Here is a 17,804-nt window from a genome sequence, read left to right as displayed (position 1 = left end):
TTTAGATGAAAGCGGTCATTCTTGCTGGCGGACTTGGTACGCGACTAAGCGAAGAAACCTCGACGCGCCCGAAACCGATGGTTGAAATTGGTGGCAAGCCCATTCTATGGCACATCATGAAGATGTATTCCCACCATGGCATCCACGACTTCGTGATCTGTTGTGGCTACAAAGGGTATGTAATTAAGGAGTATTTTGCCAATTACTTTTTGCACATGTCGGACGTGACCTTCGACATGCAAGCCAACAGTATGCGCGTCCATGAAAAACGTGCTGAACCCTGGAAAGTCACCTTGGTGGACACGGGCGACGAATCGATGACAGGGGGGCGCTTGGGTCGAGTGGCGGAATACGTAAAAAACGAAGAGGCGTTTTGCTTCACTTATGGTGATGGTGTTGGCGATATCGACATCACCGCCACGATCGATTTTCATCGCAAGCACGGCAAATCAGCGACGCTGACAGCGGCAACGCCCCCCGGCCGTTTCGGTGCGCTGGATATCCAGCAGCAACAAGTAATGAACTTCAAAGAAAAGCCCAAGGGCGATGGCGCCATGATCAATGGCGGATTCTTTGTGCTGTCACCCAAGGTTCTGAGCCTCATCAAGGGCGACCATACGATTTGGGAGCAAGAGCCTTTGATGAAGTTGGCAGAAGAGGGCCAGCTCATGGCATATGAGCACCATGGCTTCTGGCAACCCATGGACACGCTCCGCGACAAGAATCGCCTGGAAGAACTTTGGGCCAGTGGGCAAGCACCCTGGAAGAAATGGGAATGATCATGCAGAGCGTGAATTCGAATTTCTGGCATGGCAGACGCGTATTGCTGACGGGCCACACCGGTTTCAAGGGCAGTTGGCTGAGCCTTTGGCTGCAATCCATGGGCGCCGAGCTGCATGGTTTGGCACTCGACCCGCCCACAACGCCTGCATTATTTAACGAAGCCAATGTGGGTGCAGGCATGCAAAGCACGATTGGCGACATTCGCGACTACGCTACTGTCCTGGCAGCGATGCATGCTTGCAGGCCGGAAGTTGTCATCCACATGGCTGCCCAGCCATTGGTGCGCTACTCATACCAGGCGCCGGTTGAAACCTATGCCACGAATGTTATGGGTACGGTGCATGTACTGGAAGCTGCGCGCCAGGTCGGCACAGCCAAGGCGATTGTCAACGTTACTACAGACAAATGCTATGAAAACAAAGAGTGGCTGTGGGGCTATCGCGAAGAAGAGCCTATGGGTGGATACGACCCGTACAGTAACAGCAAAGGTTGTTCGGAGCTGGTCACCAGTGCATATCGCCGGTCCTTCTGCCAGCAAAGCGGAATCGCCCTGGCTTCGGCCCGAGCGGGCAATGTGATTGGCGGCGGAGACTGGGCCGCGGACCGGCTGGTGCCGGACATCTTGCGAGCTTTTGAAAATTCGCAGCCGGTCGTGGTACGTAACCCCAAGTCCATCCGGCCTTGGCAGCACGTGCTGGAACCGTTGTCGGGGTATCTGATGCTGGCCGAACGTCTTTACGCTGAAGGCCAAACCTTCGCGGAGGGCTGGAATTTCGGCCCTCATGATGAAGATGCTCGCCCAGTCCAGTGGATCGTCGAGCACATGGTTCAAATCTGGGGTAGCGATACCAGTTGGCAGCTGGATGGCGGCGAGCATCCGCATGAAGCCAACTACCTCAAATTGGATATCTCCAAAGCAAAAGCCAAGTTAGGCTGGCAACCACGTTGGGATCTTGCCAGAGCACTCGACCAAATCACCGACTGGCATCATCACTGGCTTGCCAAGGGCTGTGTGTATTCCAAATGCTTGCAGCAGATCGACGACTATCAACGCACGCTTCGTTAACCGGATTCAAATATGACCACCTCTTCGATCCAATTCCACGACAGAACAGCGGATAACATCCGCAAGGAAATCAGCAATCTCGTTCAGCAATACGCCGATATTGTCCATGCCCCAAAACCATTTGTACCAGGTGAAACACCGGTACCTGTGTCGGGCAAAGTTATCGGAGCTGCTGAACTCAAGAACATGGTTGACGCAAGCCTGGATGGCTGGTTGACGACCGGGCGCTTCAACGCCATGTTCGAGCAGCGCCTCGCTGATTTCTTGGGCGTCCAATATCTGATCACCGTGAACTCTGGCTCATCAGCCAACCTGGTGGCGTTCTCGACGCTGACCAGCCCCAAACTCGGCGATCGTGCAATCAGGCCTGGCGATGAAGTGATCGGCGTGGCCGCAGGTTTCCCGACTACGGTCAACCCCATCATTCAATTCGGCGCGGTGCCGGTGTTTGTGGACGTCGATTTGGCGACCCACAACATCGATGCATCGAAAATCGAAGCGGCGATTTCGCCCAAAACCAAAGCCATCATGTTGGCCCATAGCTTGGGCAACCCTTTTAATCTGGATGTGGTGACCGCACTGTGCAAGAAATACAACCTGTGGCTGGTTGAAGACTGCTGCGATGCTCTGGGCGCAACCTACAATGGCCAGATGGTCGGGACCTTCGGTGACATCGCCACATTGAGCTTTTACCCCGCGCACCACATCACGATGGGGGAAGGCGGTGCTGTGTTCACCAACGACCCGCAACTGAAACAGATCGCGGAATCCTTCCGCGATTGGGGCCGTGACTGTTATTGCCCGCCGGGCAAAGACAATACCTGCGACAAACGATTCTGCTGGACCAAGAACGAGTTGGGCGGAAACTTGCCAGACGGTTACGACCATAAATACACCTACAGTCATCTGGGTTATAACCTCAAGATAACGGATATGCAGGCTGCTTGCGCACTGGCGCAGATGGACCGGCTTGACGAGTTCATCGCCAAGCGCCGCGCGAACTTTACGTACCTGAAGTCGCGCTTGGCAAGCGTCGAGCAGTTCCTTCACCTACCGGAAGCCACACCGAACAGTGAGCCATCGTGGTTTGGCTTTCCGCTGATCCTGAAGACCAGCGCAGGTGTTAAGCGAGCTGATCTGATCAATTTCCTTGAAGAGTGCAAAATCGGAACACGGTTGCTGTTTGCTGGCAACCTTACGAAACAGCCTTATATGGCCGGTCGCAATTTCCGCGTCAGTGGCGATCTGATCAATTCAGACGTTGTGATGAACCAGACGTTCTGGCTGGGCACCTTTCCCGCACTGGGCCAGGAGCAGCTCGACTATATTGCGGATAAGCTCGAAGAGTTCTTCGGCGTCAACTTCTGAGGGCCTGTTGATGGATTTGATTCCCACCACCCTGGATGGCTGCTTTCAAGTTCGCCCCTTTTTTGCAGAAGACGAAAGAGGCAAGTTTGTTAAGACCTTCCATGCAGAACGCTTCGCTGCGCTTGGTCTGCCCACAGACTGGCGCGAGGAGTATTACTCCAGCTCTCGCAAGGGCGTGATCCGCGGGATGCATTTTCAGACGCCGCCATATGATCACGAGAAGCTGGTTTACTGTTTGCAGGGGAAAGTTCTGGATGTGGTTGTGGACCTGCGTAAGAAATCTCCGACCTTCGGCCAATATTTTGCTACCGAACTGGACGCGACATATGGCCATGGTCTGATGATTCCAAAGGGTATGGCGCATGGCTTCCTCGCACTCACCGACGACGTGTTGATGGCATACAAGGTAACCACAGTCTATGCAGCTCAAAACGATAAAGGCATCCGCTGGGACTCGTTAGGATTTGACTGGGGAGTCACCGATCCCATTATTTCTGCCCGCGATCGCGACCATCCGGCATTCGCCGATTTTGTTTCGCCGTTCTGATCATGAAGCTATTTGTAACGGGTGGGACCGGATTCGTCGGTTCGCATTTTCTCCAGAAGGCATTGGCGGCCGGACACGAGGTTGTTGCTCAGCGAAGACCCGGTAGCTGTCCACGCCTACCGCTTTTGCAAGAGCCAGTCTGGGTCGATCGTGCGTTGGATCAGAACTTTGAAAACGAGCTGCGGGGTTGCGATGCGATTGTCCATTTGGCTTCACATACACCAAATCCTCCTTACGCCCCATTAGACGAGTGCCTCTACTGGAACGTTTATGCGACGATTCGCTTGTTACAGCAGGGCGCTTTGCAGGGGGTTAAAGATGTATTGGTGGCAGGCACCTGTTTTGAATATGGTGAGGCAGCTGAAGGGCTCGACTTCGTGCATCCAGCCACCGAAATGCGGCCAACCTTGACCTATCCCATCTCGAAGGCTGCAGCGACTACTGCATGCCTCGGACTGGCTCGTCATTTCGGGCTACGTCTTCAAGTCCTTCGCATTTTTCAAGTGTACGGTGAAGGCGAGGCGGCAACGCGATTTTGGCCTTCCATGCGGGCTGCTGCGCTGGATGGTCGCGACTTCGCCATGAGTGCCGGAGTGCAGGTGCGGGATTTCATCAATGTCTCCGAAGTAGCAGATCAATTTCTTTCTGCTCTTGATTGCTCTTTCGTTGAGCCAGGGCGTCCGGTCCTCCGTAACGTCGGCACAGGCAAGGAGCAAACTCTTCTGGAGTTCGCCAAAACATGGTGGAATGCGTGGGGAGCCAAGGGGCAATTAATTCCTGGACAGATTGGCTTGCGACCTGGTGAATTGGCTAGATTGGTTGCGGACGTAAAGAATATTCATGTGGCATGAAACCTGAAGGAAGCGTCACGGCCGGCACGTTCACGTAGTTCCTCGCGCGTTCGATGGTCGGCGCCACCCGGCCGGTCTTGGTGATCGTCGACGGCCATCCCATCCACAAGCCCAAGCTCGCACTTGGCGACCCTGCGCCTAGCTAAAATGTTGGCAAAAAAGCGACAATTTTTTTCTCGTGCGGAAGGCCAGTTTCATAGGGAACACGAAATTTTGTTCAATTTCGTGTCTTTAACACAATAGTTAATTTGGAGACATTTTTTCGGAAAAACATTGTTTTCTTGCTAAAGTGAAAAATCGTGTAGTTGGTAAAAAAACACGTAGGCCCGATACCCATCGGCGCTTCCACTTCAAGGCGAGAGACATGACAACCCATCCGACTTCTTGCGTTTCCCATGCCCGATCCGGGCTGAATACACTGTTTTGCGGCGTCGCCGCCGCGTTTGCGCTGCTGGGCACGGCCCCCGCCACGGCGTCCGTGGTGAATTTCGAATCCCTGCTGCCCGACTTCTACGTCGACGGCAGCACGTTTACCGAGGCCGGCTACACGCTGCAGGCGATCGACAATCACGGCGGGACCAGCGGCGCCGTCGGCGTGATCGCCAACGGCATGGACCCGTCGACCTGCTGGCTGGGCGGCTGCCCGACCAACGACACGAGCCATTTCTACCTGGGCCTGAACGACGGCGGCGTCATGGTCAGCAAGAACGGCGGCGGGAAGTTCAGCCTGCGCAGCCTCGATTTCAGCTTCGCCGCCCCGACCGGCGGCCTGGCGGACTTTTCGTACGGCCAGCTGCAGCTGACCGGCAACCTCGCGGACGGCTCCTCGGTCGGCCTGGCGCTCGACTTCCCCGGCACGGACGGCAACAATCCCCTGTTCGGCTCCGCCGTGCTGCCCACGGCTTTCGGCGGCGCGCAACTGACGAGCCTGACGATCCGCGCCTGCCTGTTCGACGGCGCCGGCGGCTGCACCGTCGCGCAGGACTGGTCCGATCCGACGATCTACCAGGCCCAGTTCGCCATCGACAACCTCGCCCTGGCCGAAGTCCCCGAGCCGGGCAGCCTGGCGTTGCTCGGTCTCGGCATGGGCGCGCTCGTGATGCGCCGCCGCAAGTCGGCCGCTCCGTCCACCCACGCTTGAGCGCCAGGAGCCGACCATGAAACTGCGTCCCATCACTGCGGCCGTCCTGTTCGCGCTGACCGTCGCCGCGACCGCGCAAGTCTACGCGGACGGCGAGGTCCGCCGGTCCTACATCGTCCAGCTGGCGGACAAGCCGGTCGCCACGTACGACGGCAACGTCAGCGGCCTGCCGGCCACCAAGCCGCCCGCCGGCCAGCGCCTGAACGTCGACGCGTCCAGCGTCCAGAACTACATCAACTACCTGGAGACGAAGCAGGCCGACGTCCTCGCCACCGTCAACAAGGCCCAGGTGACCAACGAATACAAGGTCGTATTCAACGGCTTCTCGGCGATGCTGACCGACGCCGAGGTCCGCGCCCTCAAGAAGAACCGGGGCGTGGCCAACATCTCGGCCGACTCGATCCTGCAGCTCGACACGAGCTACACCCCGACGTTCCTCGGCCTCGACAAACCGGGCGGCCTGTGGGACCAACTGGGCGGCCAGGACAAGGCCGGCGAAGGCATCATCATCGGCATCGTCGACGGCGGCATCTGGCCCGAGCAGGACAGCTTCGCCGACCGCGTCGACGAGAACGGCAACCCGAGCCGCAACGGCAGCAAGCTCGCCTATGATGCGCCGCCCGCGTCCTGGAAAGGCATCTGCCAGGTCGGCGAAGGCTTTGCCGCCAGCGATTGCAACAACAAGTTGATCGGCGCGCGCTGGTTCAAGCAGCCGTCGCAGACGCTGCACTGGACCGAATTCCTGTCGGCCCGCGATTCCGTCGCCGGCGCCGAGGGCCACGGCGGCCACGGCGACCACACGGCCAGCACGGCCGCCGGCAATGCGCACGTGACGGCCACGACCAACGGCCTCTCCCTCGGCAAGATCACCGGCATGGCGCCGCGCGCCCGCATCGCCGCGTACAAGGTGTGCTGGACCGACGGCGTGACCGGCCAGAACGGCTGCGCCACGTCGAACAGCGTGGCCGCGATCGAACAGGCCGTGAAGGACGGCGTGAACGTCATCAACTTCTCGATCGGCCCGAACGCCGGCGGCGGCGCGTTCAACGAACCGACCGAAGTCGCCTTCCTCGGCGCGGCGGCGGCGGGCGTGTTCGTGGCGGCGTCGGCCGGCAACTCCGGCCCGTCGACGGCCCCGGTCGCCCACATCAGCCCGTGGCTGACGACGGTCGGCAACTCGACGCACAACCGCATCTACGCGGCCGACGTCGCGCTGGGCAACGGCGTGACCGTCACCGGCGCGTCCGGCAACGCCAACACGCCGTCGGCACCGTTGGTCCTGGCGAAGGACGCGGGCCTGGCGGGCGTCGACCCGGCCGACATGAAGCTGAACCAGTGCTTCGGCCCGGCCGACGGCCCGACCACGTATCTCGATCCGGCCAAGGTCACGGGCAAGATCCTCGTCTGCGACCGCGGCGCCAATGTGCTCGTCAACAAGAGCGCGAACGGCAAGACGGCCGGCGCCGTGGGCGTGATCATCGCCAACGTGCCGGGCGGCGCGACGACGATCCTGAACCAGGCCCACACCCTCTCGACCGTCCACATCACGAAGGAAGACGGCCAGAAGGTCAAGGACTATTACGCCGCCACGCCGGGCGCCACCGCCGCGCTGGACAACCTGCGCGGCATCGTCGACCCGAACATCGTCGCGCCGCAGATGAACAGCAGTTCGTCGCGCGGCCCGAACGTGGCCAACGCCAACATCATGAAGCCGGACGTCACGGCGCCGGGCACGGACATCCTGGCCGCCGTCAGCGCCGACCTGACCCATGCCCAGCGCGACGCCGTCGCCGGCGGGGAGCCGTCGCCCGTCAAGAACTTCGCGTTCTACACCGGCACGTCGATGGCGTCGCCGCACGTGGCCGGCATCGCCGCGCTGCTGAAACAGCGCCATCCGGACTGGAGCCCGGCGATGATCAAGTCGGCGATCATGACGACGGCCTACGACACGTTCAGCGACGGCTTGAACGGTTCGGTACCGTGGGACAGCACGGCCAGGACGACCGGCACCCTGCCGTGGGGCCAGGGCGCCGGCCACGTGGCGCCGTCCGCCGCGGCCGATCCGGGCCTCGTGTACGACCTGTCCACGGTCGACTACGCGCGCTTCCTGTGCGGCCTGGGCATCACCAACGTGTTCAGCCCGGGCACGTGCGGGACCGTCGGCACCATCCAGCCGAACAACCTGAACCTGGCGTCGCTGACGGCGGCCAGCGTGCTGGGCATCCAGACCCTGACCCGCACCGTCACGAACGTGGGCGGCGCAGCCGCGACCTACACGGCGAGCGCCACCTTGCCGGGTTACACGGTCGCCGTGCAGCCGTCCACGCTGGAGCTGGCGCCGGGCGCGAAAGGCACGTTCGCGGTCAAGCTGACCCGCACCACCGCGCCGCTGAACACCTGGGTGTACGGCAAGCTGACGTGGACCGACGGCACGCACGTCGTGAAGAGCCCGCTGACGGCACGCGCCGCCACGCTGGCCGCCCCGACGACCGTGGCCAGCGAGGCGACGTCCGGCACCAAGGTGATCACCGTCGGCACCGGTTTCGGCGGCGCCATGGCGATCGCCAAGTCCGGCCTGATCCCGGCCACCCAGTTCGCCTCGACGGTCGTCACTGCGCCGAACACGGCCAGCAGCGTGTGCACGGGCGGCGGCGGCACGGGCGTGAACGTGCACACCGTCACGATCCCGGCCGGCACGGCCGCGGCCCGCTTCGCCCTGTACGACAGCGACACGAGCGGCGACGGCAAGTCCGACCTGGACCTCGTCGTGGCGCGCGGCACGACCGTCGTCGGTTCCAGCGGCGGCGAGACGGCCAATGAAATGGTCACGCTGAACAATCCGCCGGCAGGCGACTACAAGGTCTGCGTCGTCGGCTACGCGCCGGTGGGCGGCAGCGCCACGTACAAGCTGTCGACCTGGGTGCTGAGCCCGGACGCGACCGGCGGCAACTTCAGGGTGATGGCACCGAGCATGGTCGCCGTGGGCGGCACGGCGTCGGTGGCGATCTCGTGGTCCGGCCTCCCGACCGGCAAGCGCCACCTGGGTTCCATCAGCTATCTGGCCGGCACCACCCCGGCCGGTATGACCATGGTCGAAGTCGACACGACCGACCCGATCCCCCTGTTCCAGAACGCCGGCAACAAGCAGGCGAAGGTCGAGTAATCGTCCTGGCAGGGCCGCCACAAGCGGCCCTAACGACAAGGCCGCGGTATTTGCCGCGGCCTTGCCGTTTGTATCTCCGGGTTTTCAGCGCGCCACGGGTGCCGTGCCGCCCGGGCCGGCGCTCATCGCGCGCAGCACGCAATGGCCGGCGGCGCACGTCGCGCCCGGATCCGGGACGACGGAGCAGGTCGACATCATGCGGTTTTTCGTGTCCTCGGCCTGGCGCGCAGCCGCGTGCTCGGCCACGAGCGCGCGCAGGCGGGCGCCGTCGCTGTGCTTGCTCGACCACGCCAGGTAGCGTTCCGGACCGCCGCAGGCCTTGTGGCCGACGCCGATCGTGTGGCATTGGTCGTCCGCGTCGCAGGCGGCGTCGCCGCGCTCGGCCTCGATGCGCGCCAGCAGCGTGGCGCTGCCGCCGGCGGCGGTGTTCGATGGAGTCTGCGGCGCATCGCTGCGGCAGGCGCTGCTCGCCAGCAGCAGGGCCAGGCCGGCCATGCTGGCGAGGGTGCGGGCGGGAGTGAACGGATTCATGCCCCATGATCGCGTGCGCGGCCGCGCTTGGCAAGGGGCGCACGGTTGCCCCACCTTGCCCGTCACGGCACCGTCACAATCTCCAGCTACAGTGCCTTCATCAACACGTTCGGCGAGGCGTACGCAATGGAAGGGCGATGTTCGGAGGACGACGGCAGGACACGCAAGCGCGTCCTCGTATTGAGCGTCCCCGCCGGCGCCGGCCACACCCGCGTGGCGGAGGCGATCCGCGCCGGCGCGCATGACCAGCCGGACGGCGTCGAGGTGATCCACCTCGATGCGACGGCCCATGCGACGCCGCGCCTGCGCCGGGTGTATGCCGGCCTCTACCTCCTGCTCGTGAGCCGGGCGCCCACCGTGTGGAGCTGGGTCTACCAAACCACCAACCGCGCCGCGCCGGACGGCTGGGCCCACCGCTTGCGGCGCCGGATCGAACGGCGCGACTGCGTGCCCCTGCTCGAGAAGATCGCGCAACTGGCGCCGGACGCCATCGTCTGCACGCATTTCCTGCCGGCCGAGATCCTGTCGCGCGAAGTCGCGGACGGCGCCTTGCCTTGCCCCGTGTGGGTGCAGGTGACCGACTTCGACCTGCACCGCATGTGGGTGCACCGGGACGTGGCCGGCTATTTCGCCGGCAACGACGAGGTCGCGTTCCTGATGACGAAGCACGGCATCCCGGCGCACACGATCCACGTCACCGGCATCCCCGTCATGCCGGCGTTCACGCAGCGGCTGGACCGCGCCGAATGCGCCCGCGAGCTCGGCATCGATCCGGGCCGCATGACGTTCCTGCTGATGGGCGGCGGCGCGGGGCTGGGCGGCTTGTCGACGCTGGCGCAGCGGCTGCTGGCGATTCCCGGCAATTTCCAGTTGATCGTCCTGGCCGGCCGCAACGCGGAGGCGCTGGCGGCGCTGCGGCGCCTGGCGGCCGCGCACCCGGGCCGTCTCGTGCCGCAAGGTTTCACGGACCGGGTCGAGCGCCTGATGGCCTGCGCCGACGTGGCGATCACGAAGCCGGGCGGCGCGACGACGGCGGAATGCCTCGCCATGGGCTTGCCCATGATCGTGAATGCGTCGATTCCCGGGCAGGAAGAGAGAAATGCCAATTTCCTGCTGGAGTATGGCGCGGCCATGAAGGCGTTCGATGCGCCATCGCTGGAATACCGCGTCCGCTACCTGATGGCCCATCCGGATGCGCTCGAGACGATGCGCGCACGGGCCCGCGCGCTGGGCCGGCCGCATGCCGCTTGCGCCGTGCTGGCCGCCGTCCTGAAACAGAACGAAGCCATCGATGCCAGTGTTTGAACTTTCCCATGGCGGCCAGTTCGTCGCGACCCTGGCCGCCATCGTCGCGGCCGCGTACGTCTTTGCCCGCGTCGAAGTCGAGATCGAAGGCGACGCGGGCTGGGCGGCCAACCTGCCCACTTGGCGCATCGACGAGCATCCGCTGCTCGACATCTTCTGGGGCGGCCGCGCGCTGACCGGCTACCACGCGTGGATGTTTTCCTTCATCGGCGTCATCTTCCATTTCCCGCTGGCCTTCATGGGGCAATGGTCGCTGCCGCTGGAAGCGCGTGCGCTGGGCGCCGTCACGCTGTTCTGGATCGTCGAGGACTACCTGTGGTTCGTCGTCAATCCCGCGTTCGGCCGGCACCGCTTCAAGCGCGAGCTGATTCCCTGGCACAAGCGCTGGTGCGCCGGCGCCCCCGTCGACTACTGGATGTTCGGCGTCGTCAGCGCGCTGCTGTTCTGGTACGCGTACTGACCCCACCCGGGCCGGCGCGGCGGGTGCCGAGATCGAGCGCGTGCCGCACGCGCTGGCACAGTTCGCCGGACGTGCGCGAAATCAGCTCGTGGGGGATCTCGAATTTTTCCGTCAGCCGGTCGAAATCCTCGAAGCCATACGACACCATGAACGGATGCATGCCCGTGCCGATCGCGGCCATGAAGTCCTTGTGTTCGTCGCCGCACACGTAGGCGCGCGCGGGATTGATGCCGAACTGTTCGCGGATGGCGCGGAACTGGCTCGTCTTCTTTTCGGAGAGCGGGATGTGGACGAGGAAGTCGAGTGCGTTGATGTCGATGTCGTGACGCAGGAACAACTGGCGCAGCGTTTCCAGCGGCTCGTTCGTGATGTTGCGCGTGACCATGCCGACGACGACGTCCGGCGCGGCGACCAGTTCGCGCACGAGCTCCGGAATCCCTTCGTACATCGCGGCTTCCTGGCGATAGACTTCCGTGAGGCTGTCGACTAGCCTGGCCCGGCTGTTCTTGCGCAGGTTCTTCTTGATAATCGACGGGAATTCCTTCAATCCGCCCAGGTATTTGAAGAGGTTGTGGCGTTTCTGGAAGCGGGCTTCGTCGCCGATGTCCAACCCGTGCCGCGAGAAGGCCGCCTCGATGGCGGAAAAGGCGTCGATGGTGGTGCCGTCGGCGTCGAGGATCAGCAGGCGTTTCCTGGATTTGTACATGGCGTCTTGGGCGGATTCCGTTGCCTCATCATACGCATCGGCATGTTACCGGCGTATTACAACGGGGGCCGCCGGCGTCAGCGCACGAACAGGATGAACGCCAACGCGCCGAACAGGCTCCATTTGAAGACGTAATAGACGGTGCGGTTCCACGCCTTGAGCCGTTTGCCGAAGCGGCGCAGCACGTACAGGTAGCGGAAGGCGCGGTTCAGGCCGCCTGTGCGGTCGCCGATCTCGTTCGGCGCCGCCGACGCGCGCAGCAGGAAGCCGCCCGCGACGCGGCTCACGGCTTGCGCCCAGCGATATTGCAGCGGCCGTTCGACGTCGCAGAACAGGATGATGCGGTCCCTGTCCGTCCGGTTGGCCGCGTCGTGCAGATAGGTTTCGTCGAAGAGGACGTCTTCGCCGTCGCGCCACGCGTACGGCACGCCGTCGACGACGATGGCGCAGCGGTCGTCGTTCGGCGTCACGAGCCCGAGGTGGTAGCGCACGGACACCGCGAGCGGATCGCGGTGCAGGCCCAGCGTGCCGCCCGCCGGCAGCAGCGCGAACATGGCCGCCTTGACGGACGGGATGCGTTCCAGGATCGCGACCGAGCGCGGACACAGTGTCCTGGCCGACGGATGCGGATTGTCGTACCACTTCAGGTAGAACCGCTTCCAGCCGCGCCGGAAGAAGGAGTTGAAGCCGATGTCGTCGACCTTGGCGGACGGGCGGATGCGCTGCGTGTCGGCCAGCGCCAGCGCTTCGTGCCGGAACGTGCGCCATTCCCGCTTCAGCGCTTCCAGTTCCGGGAAATATGACGTGGGCAAGAAGGGCGTCGTCGGCACGGCCGAGAACAGGTAGCAGAAGCAGTTCAGCGGCGCCGTGAACGTCGAGTGGTCGGACAGCTGGCGGAACACGCCGTGGCGCACGCGGCCGCGCAGGTGCACGTACGCCGCGCTGGCCACGAACAGCAGAAGGACGATCCATCGCATCGGCGCTCTCCACGCGTTATCTCGACGATGGGTATGACTCCGGAGGGACGGCTGCGGTTCATGAAAAACGCCACCCGGAGGTGGCGTGGAAAACGGGCGTTGCGCTCGCTCAGTCGCGCTCGATGTCGGCGTTTGCGTCGTTGTGGACGAAACCGGCGTCGTGGATGGCGAAGACCTTGTCCGGAATCGGCTTGTGGTCGACGTGCGTCACGCGCCACACGATGCGGCCGTCGCCGGCCTGGATCAGCAGCGGCAGCTTCGCCGTCGTGCTCCAGCACACGTGCGTCGTCTGCTTGCCCTGGACGAGGGCGACCCATTCGCAGGCGCCGATGGCGTGCGCGGCGCCGTGCGGCGTGGCCGCGGGCACGAGACGATACGCTCCCTTGGGATGGCGCAGGCCATGGCCGAGGTCGAACCAGTCGGTGAACTGGCCGATGCGGTACAGGTTGTCGCGGTCGATGTCGGTGCGGATCTTGCGGCCGAGGTCGAGCACGGACAGGCGGTAGTCCGCGCTGCCCGGCGCGCGTATCGCGAAGCTCTCGGCCTTGTCGTCCGTGCGGCGGCGGATGCGGCGGTCGCCGTCGCGCCAGACTTCCACGTGGTGCTCGGCACCGCCGGCGAGGTAGGTGGCCTGGAAGTGCGTGGCCGCGGGCTCGCCGCGGGTGCTGAAGACACGGTCGAAGTCGGGCGCGGCGGCACGCGACGACGGCGCGGAAAACACGGCCGCGGCCGCCGTGCAGAGCACGAGCGACCGCGACGCGCGCCTTCCGTCGAAACGAGGAAGGGCAGATGCCATGTCAGTTGCGCACGGCGCGGGCCGAGTCGAAGTAGCGGTACGACTTGCCGCCCACGGTCAGGTCCTTCACCGACAGCTCGATATTGTAGGTGCCCTTCGTCAGTGCGGCGTCCTTCGTCGCGCCGGTCGGGTCGGTCGGCACTTCGAACGCGAGGCCGGTCGCGGGCGCGGCCGGTGTGACGGTCGACGCGGTCACGGTCGGCGCGTCCTTCGTCGCGGGCGACGCCAGGCCTTCGTTCAGCACGCGGCCGTCGGCCTGCGGCATGGAGAGACCGAGCAGGTAGGCGACGGTGGGCGCCACGTCGACGTTGCCGGACGGCGTCGTGACGACTTTATTCGCCAGGAACGACGGACCGTTCGCGATCAGCGTGTTGTGCACGTCCGAGATGCCGAAGCTGCCGTGCATGCCGCGCTGGCCGCCGGCGCTTTCGAACTCGATGCCCGGCATGCCCTGCACCGACGTGTTGTAGTCCCAGTTGAACGAGACGACGACGTCCGGCTGGCCATTGTTCTGGCGCTTGGCGTTTTCCAGGTTCACCTGCGACATCATGAGCGTGCCCGGGATGCTGCCGTAGCGGCTGTCGACGAAGATCGCGCCGTATTCCTCGCGCTGCTGCAGAACCTTCACGAGCTTCTGGACGGTCGCGGCGTCGTGGCCCGGCACGTAGAAGTAGTCGGAGCCGCCGTTCGCAGCGACGACGATGCCGTTGGCCGGCAGGCTGCCCGGCGCCGGCACCTTGAAGCTGGCGACCGGCTTGGCCAGGCTCGCGCTGATCGCCTGGTATTTCGCGTTGGCGCTGCCGCACAGGCTGCCGGTCGCGTCGACCTTGACGGGGATGACCGGCTTGCCGTCGGCGGTGAGGCCGTACATGGCGCTCGTCGAGCAGCCCGAGCCGTCATACGCCGCGAAGCCGCGGTAGGTCAGCAGGTCGGCCGAGCGCACGTCGCCCGAGAACGAGTAGCCGTTCGGATCGACGGCGCCGATGGCCGCGCCGCTCACGCCGCCGCTGGGGATCGTCGTCGACGCCGTGATCGCGCGCAGCGGATAGGCCGACACCGGGCCGGAGACGCTCGAGTGGCCGTGGTCGGACACGACGACGATATTGGTCGTGCTGTCCATGCCGTTGGCGCGCAGCGCGGCGATCAGCTCGCCCAGGCGTGCGTCCTGCGAACGCAGGCCTGCCTTCATGTTGGCGCTGCCCGGACCGTAGCCGTGCTCGACGTTGTCCGGCGTGCGGAACCAGATCAGCGACAGCATCGGCTTCTTCTGCGGCAGGATGTATTGCGTGAACACCGACATCATGTACTTGTTGGCGGCGTCTTCCGGCGCGCCCTGCGTCGTGTCGGACGAATCGCGCGCGGCGATGGCGATTTTGCCGTCGGGGTCGTACGCCGTCGTGTTGAACGTGACGTAGCCGGCGCGTCCCGTCGGGTTGCCGTTGCCGGCGGCGAGCGTGACGGCGTCGCTGCCGGAATAATTCTTGACGACGTTGGCGGGCAGCGCGAAGCCGGCGCCCTGCAGCTCGGTGACGAGGCTGCGCGGCTGCACGGTGTTCTCGTCGAGGAAGACGCCGCCCTTGCCGAGGTCCTGCAGATAGGCCGCGCCCGACTTGCCGACGATGGCCGTCGTCAGGTTCGCCGCCTGCGCGGTGGCGAACAGGCTCTTCACGAGGAGCAGCTGGCCGCCGTAGTAATCGTTCAGCGTCGTGAGCACCTGGTAGTCTTCGGTGAACACGGGGTCCTGGTAATCCTGGGCCGCGCCGCCGGCGCCGGTGCCGGCCGGGATCGCATTGTTGCTACCCTGCGGCGGCGTCCAGAACGTGTTGCCGTAGAAGCCGCTCGTCTTCGGGAACGAACCCGTCGCGAACGACGACGAGTTCATCATCGTGAAGGTCGGGTAGGTCGAGTGGTTGTCGCTGAAATTCACGCCGCTCTGGCGCAGCGCGTACAGGTTCGGGGTGTCCGTCGCGTTGACGGAATCGGGACGCAGGCCGTCCCACACCATGACGATGGTACGGGTAGCCGCCGGGGCCGGGGCCGCAGAACTGGAGTCGCCATTCGGCGTGGTGGCTGCGGTGGTCGTGCCGCCGTTGTCGCTGCCGCAGGCGGCCAGCAGGATGGCGAGCGCGAGCGGGGTAATCAAGGTCTTTGCTAACCTCACGAGGAATCTCCTGGTCAGAGTCGGGAATACGCGATCGATGGGATCGGGCCGCGCACAGGATCGTCCAGGGGCGTGACATGCTCGTGACAAAAATGGCAATGGCCAGGTTTCGCTGCAAAGTTAATGTTCCGGTAATGTTGGCGGTTGCTTACATGACGGTACAAACGACGACGCCACCCGAAGGTGGCGTCCGTTGTCATGGTGGCCGAATCAGTAGGTGAGGGTCACGAGCGACACCGCCTGCCGCGGCAACTGCATCCTGACCGTGGCCGTGCCGTCCCGCGTCGCCACCGTCGTCGCGGCCCCCAGTTCCGCGAGCGCGCCCGCTTGCTGCAACGCGGCCACCTGCGCCGGCGTCGGATGCGCGGGCGAGCCCATGCGCTTCCATGCCGTGTACGAATTGCTGTGGTCCTGGTCGATGCGGTAGTGGTGCACCTGCACCTGCTTGGCGGGGATGCCGGCGATGGAAAGTTCGACGGGTGAGCCGGCGTCGATGACGTCGTCGTCGTGGTAGTTCCAGACCATGACGGCGACGTGGCGGGCATCCTTCGTCGCGAGCGCGTCGATGTCGGTGCGCGCGCCGCGCACGCCGGCGGCCTCGATGCTGGCCGCGTCGTAGGCCCGGTCGCCCGTCACCGCCACGCGGTCGCCGCCCATCATGCCGAGCATGCGGAACACGTTCAGCACGGGCTTGTCGACGCCGTTGGTGGCCAGGTCGCGGAAGCCCGCGAACCAGGGCTGGTCCTCGAACTCGAACGACCAGTTCACCGCGCCGATCAGGTTGACGCCGCGGTGCGCGGCCAGGTCGTACTCGCGCGCGATCGACGCCGCGGTGTAGCTGGCATACAGCGTGCCGTTGCGGTAGGCGTTTTCCGGGTTGGTCTGCATGCCGCAGGCGGCGCAGCCTTCCGGGTCGGATTCGCCGACGATGACGGGGATGTTTTTCAGCTCCGGATATTTTGCGACGAGGGCGAAGCCGTCGTCGAGGTGGCGGAAATGCGTGCCCATGCCCATCCGGACGACGCCGTCGACCACCTTCGGCGCGCCCTTGGCGTGGAAGGCGACGAAGTCCAGCGGCGAGCCGGTCTTGCCGGTCGCGTAGTTGGTCTCGTGCAGGCAGTGGCGCAGGAAGTCGTCCATGAAGCGGCCCGCGCCGGCCGTGTGCGGGCCGCCGATGCGCGCCGTCGGCAGCGCGCGTTTCACCGCATCGGCCGCATAGTCGTACATCTTGAAATACTCGCGCTTGACGTCGGGCGCGATCAGGTACAGGCCGTCCGGCTCGTTCCACACTTCCCAGTACCAGCTCTCGACTTCCTTCTGCCCGTAGCGGGCCACGCTGTGCTTGACCCATTGGTAGATCAGCTCGGACCACTTGCCGTAGTCCTTCGGCGGCGTGGCCCAGCCGGTCAGGATCTCCTGGTAGGGCGTGCCCGGTTTCCAGTGATGGCGATACGGCTGCGGGCGCTGCGACAATGCTTCCGGCATGAAGCCGATCTCCGCCAGCGGCTTCATGCCGCGTTCGACGTACGTGTCGAAGATGCGGTCGATGATGGTCCAGTCGTAGACCGGCTTGCCGTCCTTGTCCTCGCTGTACATATTCGTCGAGCCCCATTTGAGCGCGTAGCTGCCGTCGCCCGACGTCATGAGGTTGTGCGCGCGGACGTGGACGGGGACCGGGCTCAGCGCGGCGATTTCGCTCAGCAGTTTTTTACCGTCGGGGGCCGTCGTGTAATTCGGTTCGTCGTAGCCGAACCAGGCCCAGATCGGCGTCATGGGCCCCTTGACCTGCGCGGCGTCGATGGCCAGTTTTACTGGGGGCGGGGAAGCCGGTCCCGCCACGCACAGCGGCGCGCCGGCCGCAAGGAGGAGGGCGGCGAGGTGTCTCTTCATTGTTGTTCTCTTGGATCGGACCGATGCTGCGATGCTAGGCCGAAGCCGGACGGGCGTCC

Annotated in this window: 15 protein-coding genes and 1 pseudogene; 10 read left to right on the top strand and 6 right to left on the bottom strand. The window is 64.2% G+C overall.

Annotated features, from left to right (window positions below; all coding sequences use genetic code 11):
- Positions 1 to 5: 5 nt before the first annotated feature.
- From rfbF to ISF28_RS28860, 8 genes and pseudogenes are all read left to right on the top strand, one after another.
- Positions 6 to 779 carry a glucose-1-phosphate cytidylyltransferase gene (gene rfbF / locus ISF28_RS28895; protein ID WP_198120626.1) on the top strand — a complete coding sequence of 258 codons (774 nt, stop codon included), beginning with the start codon at positions 6 to 8 and terminating at the stop codon, positions 777 to 779.
- Positions 770 to 1,849, top strand: coding sequence for a CDP-glucose 4,6-dehydratase (gene rfbG, locus ISF28_RS28890; RefSeq protein WP_198120625.1), 1,080 nt, complete (start codon positions 770 to 772; stop codon positions 1,847 to 1,849). Before rfbF ends, rfbG begins: the two co-directional genes overlap by 10 nt.
- Positions 1,850 to 1,861: 12 nt before the next feature.
- The gene (rfbH, locus tag ISF28_RS28885) at positions 1,862 to 3,217 is read left to right on the top strand and encodes a lipopolysaccharide biosynthesis protein RfbH (protein ID WP_198120624.1); all 1,356 of its coding nucleotides are present in this window, start codon (positions 1,862 to 1,864) and stop codon (positions 3,215 to 3,217) included.
- Between the two features lie 10 nt (positions 3,218 to 3,227).
- Entirely contained in the window at positions 3,228 to 3,764 is a 537-nt protein-coding gene (rfbC, locus tag ISF28_RS28880) for a dTDP-4-dehydrorhamnose 3,5-epimerase (protein ID WP_198120623.1), read from the top strand.
- A 2-nt stretch (positions 3,765 to 3,766) separates the two neighbouring features.
- Positions 3,767 to 4,615 carry an NAD-dependent epimerase/dehydratase family protein gene (locus ISF28_RS28875; protein ID WP_198120622.1) on the top strand — a complete coding sequence of 283 codons (849 nt, stop codon included), beginning with the start codon at positions 3,767 to 3,769 and terminating at the stop codon, positions 4,613 to 4,615.
- Positions 4,612 to 4,734: pseudogene (locus ISF28_RS28870) on the top strand (IS630 family transposase); the annotation flags it as partial. The gene ISF28_RS28875 and the pseudogene ISF28_RS28870, both read left to right, overlap by 4 nt.
- Positions 4,735 to 4,979: 245 nt before the next feature.
- A complete protein-coding gene (locus tag ISF28_RS28865) occupies positions 4,980 to 5,756 on the top strand; it encodes an NF038120 family PEP-CTERM protein (RefSeq protein WP_198120621.1) in 777 nt (258 codons plus the stop codon).
- A 16-nt stretch (positions 5,757 to 5,772) separates the two neighbouring features.
- Positions 5,773 to 8,919 (top strand): S8 family serine peptidase, encoded by a 3,147-nt coding sequence (locus ISF28_RS28860; protein WP_198120620.1) that lies wholly within the window; start codon positions 5,773 to 5,775, stop codon positions 8,917 to 8,919.
- Between the two features lie 84 nt (positions 8,920 to 9,003).
- Here the strand turns inward: ISF28_RS28860 and ISF28_RS28855 are convergent, their stop codons facing one another.
- Complete coding sequence (locus ISF28_RS28855) at positions 9,004 to 9,450, bottom strand: hypothetical protein (RefSeq protein ID WP_198120619.1); 447 nt, start codon at positions 9,448 to 9,450, stop codon at positions 9,004 to 9,006.
- Positions 9,451 to 9,576: 126 nt separating this feature from the next.
- Here ISF28_RS28855 and ISF28_RS28850 point away from each other — a divergent pair, with 126 nt between their 5' ends.
- Together ISF28_RS28850 and ISF28_RS28845 are read left to right on the top strand one after the other, a co-directional pair.
- Entirely contained in the window at positions 9,577 to 10,755 is a 1,179-nt protein-coding gene (locus ISF28_RS28850; RefSeq protein ID WP_198120618.1) for an MGDG synthase family glycosyltransferase, read from the top strand.
- A complete protein-coding gene (locus ISF28_RS28845; RefSeq protein WP_229519447.1) occupies positions 10,742 to 11,215 on the top strand; it encodes a hypothetical protein in 474 nt (157 codons plus the stop codon). The genes ISF28_RS28850 and ISF28_RS28845 overlap by 14 nt, the downstream gene beginning before the upstream one ends.
- On the opposite strand, the gene ISF28_RS28840 is transcribed toward ISF28_RS28845, so the two are convergent.
- From ISF28_RS28840 to ISF28_RS28820, 5 genes are all read right to left on the bottom strand, one after another.
- Positions 11,184 to 11,921, bottom strand: coding sequence for an HAD family hydrolase (locus ISF28_RS28840; protein WP_198120617.1), 738 nt, complete (start codon positions 11,919 to 11,921; stop codon positions 11,184 to 11,186). The genes ISF28_RS28845 and ISF28_RS28840 overlap by 32 nt on opposite strands.
- Positions 11,922 to 11,998: 77 nt before the next feature.
- Positions 11,999 to 12,898, bottom strand: a complete 900-nt coding sequence (locus ISF28_RS28835) for an aspartyl/asparaginyl beta-hydroxylase domain-containing protein (RefSeq protein ID WP_198120616.1) — start codon at positions 12,896 to 12,898, stop codon at positions 11,999 to 12,001.
- 109 nt (positions 12,899 to 13,007) lie between these two features.
- Positions 13,008 to 13,694: a hypothetical protein gene (locus ISF28_RS28830; protein ID WP_198120615.1), complete on the bottom strand. Its 687-nt coding sequence runs from the start codon at positions 13,692 to 13,694 to the stop codon at positions 13,008 to 13,010.
- A gap of 1 nt (position 13,695) precedes the next feature.
- Entirely contained in the window at positions 13,696 to 15,855 is a 2,160-nt protein-coding gene (locus tag ISF28_RS28825; protein WP_370663516.1) for an alkaline phosphatase family protein, read from the bottom strand.
- Positions 15,856 to 16,065: 210 nt separating this feature from the next.
- Positions 16,066 to 17,745: a GH39 family glycosyl hydrolase gene (locus ISF28_RS28820; protein WP_198120614.1), complete on the bottom strand. Its 1,680-nt coding sequence runs from the start codon at positions 17,743 to 17,745 to the stop codon at positions 16,066 to 16,068.
- Positions 17,746 to 17,804 lie beyond the last annotated feature (59 nt).

It is taken from the genome of Massilia rhizosphaerae (assembly GCF_016093545.1).
GTDB classification, from domain to species: domain Bacteria; phylum Pseudomonadota; class Gammaproteobacteria; order Burkholderiales; family Burkholderiaceae_D; genus Telluria; species Telluria rhizosphaerae.
This window is presented reverse-complemented; position numbering and strand designations above follow the sequence as displayed.

Coding starts and splice junctions, on each gene's coding strand:
- ISF28_RS28860 (WP_198120620.1), top strand. CDS start 5,773: ATGAAACTGCGTCCCATCACTGCGGCCGTCCTGTTCGCGCTGACCGTC.
- ISF28_RS28840 (WP_198120617.1), bottom strand. CDS start 11,921: ATGTACAAATCCAGGAAACGCCTGCTGATCCTCGACGCCGACGGCACC.
- rfbF (WP_198120626.1), top strand. CDS start 6: ATGAAAGCGGTCATTCTTGCTGGCGGACTTGGTACGCGACTAAGCGAA.
- ISF28_RS28820 (WP_198120614.1), bottom strand. CDS start 17,745: ATGAAGAGACACCTCGCCGCCCTCCTCCTTGCGGCCGGCGCGCCGCTG.
- ISF28_RS28865 (WP_198120621.1), top strand. CDS start 4,980: ATGACAACCCATCCGACTTCTTGCGTTTCCCATGCCCGATCCGGGCTG.
- rfbC (WP_198120623.1), top strand. CDS start 3,228: ATGGATTTGATTCCCACCACCCTGGATGGCTGCTTTCAAGTTCGCCCC.
- ISF28_RS28850 (WP_198120618.1), top strand. CDS start 9,577: ATGGAAGGGCGATGTTCGGAGGACGACGGCAGGACACGCAAGCGCGTC.
- ISF28_RS28845 (WP_229519447.1), top strand. CDS start 10,742: ATGCCAGTGTTTGAACTTTCCCATGGCGGCCAGTTCGTCGCGACCCTG.
- ISF28_RS28835 (WP_198120616.1), bottom strand. CDS start 12,898: ATGCGATGGATCGTCCTTCTGCTGTTCGTGGCCAGCGCGGCGTACGTG.
- ISF28_RS28830 (WP_198120615.1), bottom strand. CDS start 13,694: ATGGCATCTGCCCTTCCTCGTTTCGACGGAAGGCGCGCGTCGCGGTCG.
- rfbG (WP_198120625.1), top strand. CDS start 770: ATGGGAATGATCATGCAGAGCGTGAATTCGAATTTCTGGCATGGCAGA.
- rfbH (WP_198120624.1), top strand. CDS start 1,862: ATGACCACCTCTTCGATCCAATTCCACGACAGAACAGCGGATAACATC.
- ISF28_RS28855 (WP_198120619.1), bottom strand. CDS start 9,450: ATGAATCCGTTCACTCCCGCCCGCACCCTCGCCAGCATGGCCGGCCTG.
- ISF28_RS28875 (WP_198120622.1), top strand. CDS start 3,767: ATGAAGCTATTTGTAACGGGTGGGACCGGATTCGTCGGTTCGCATTTT.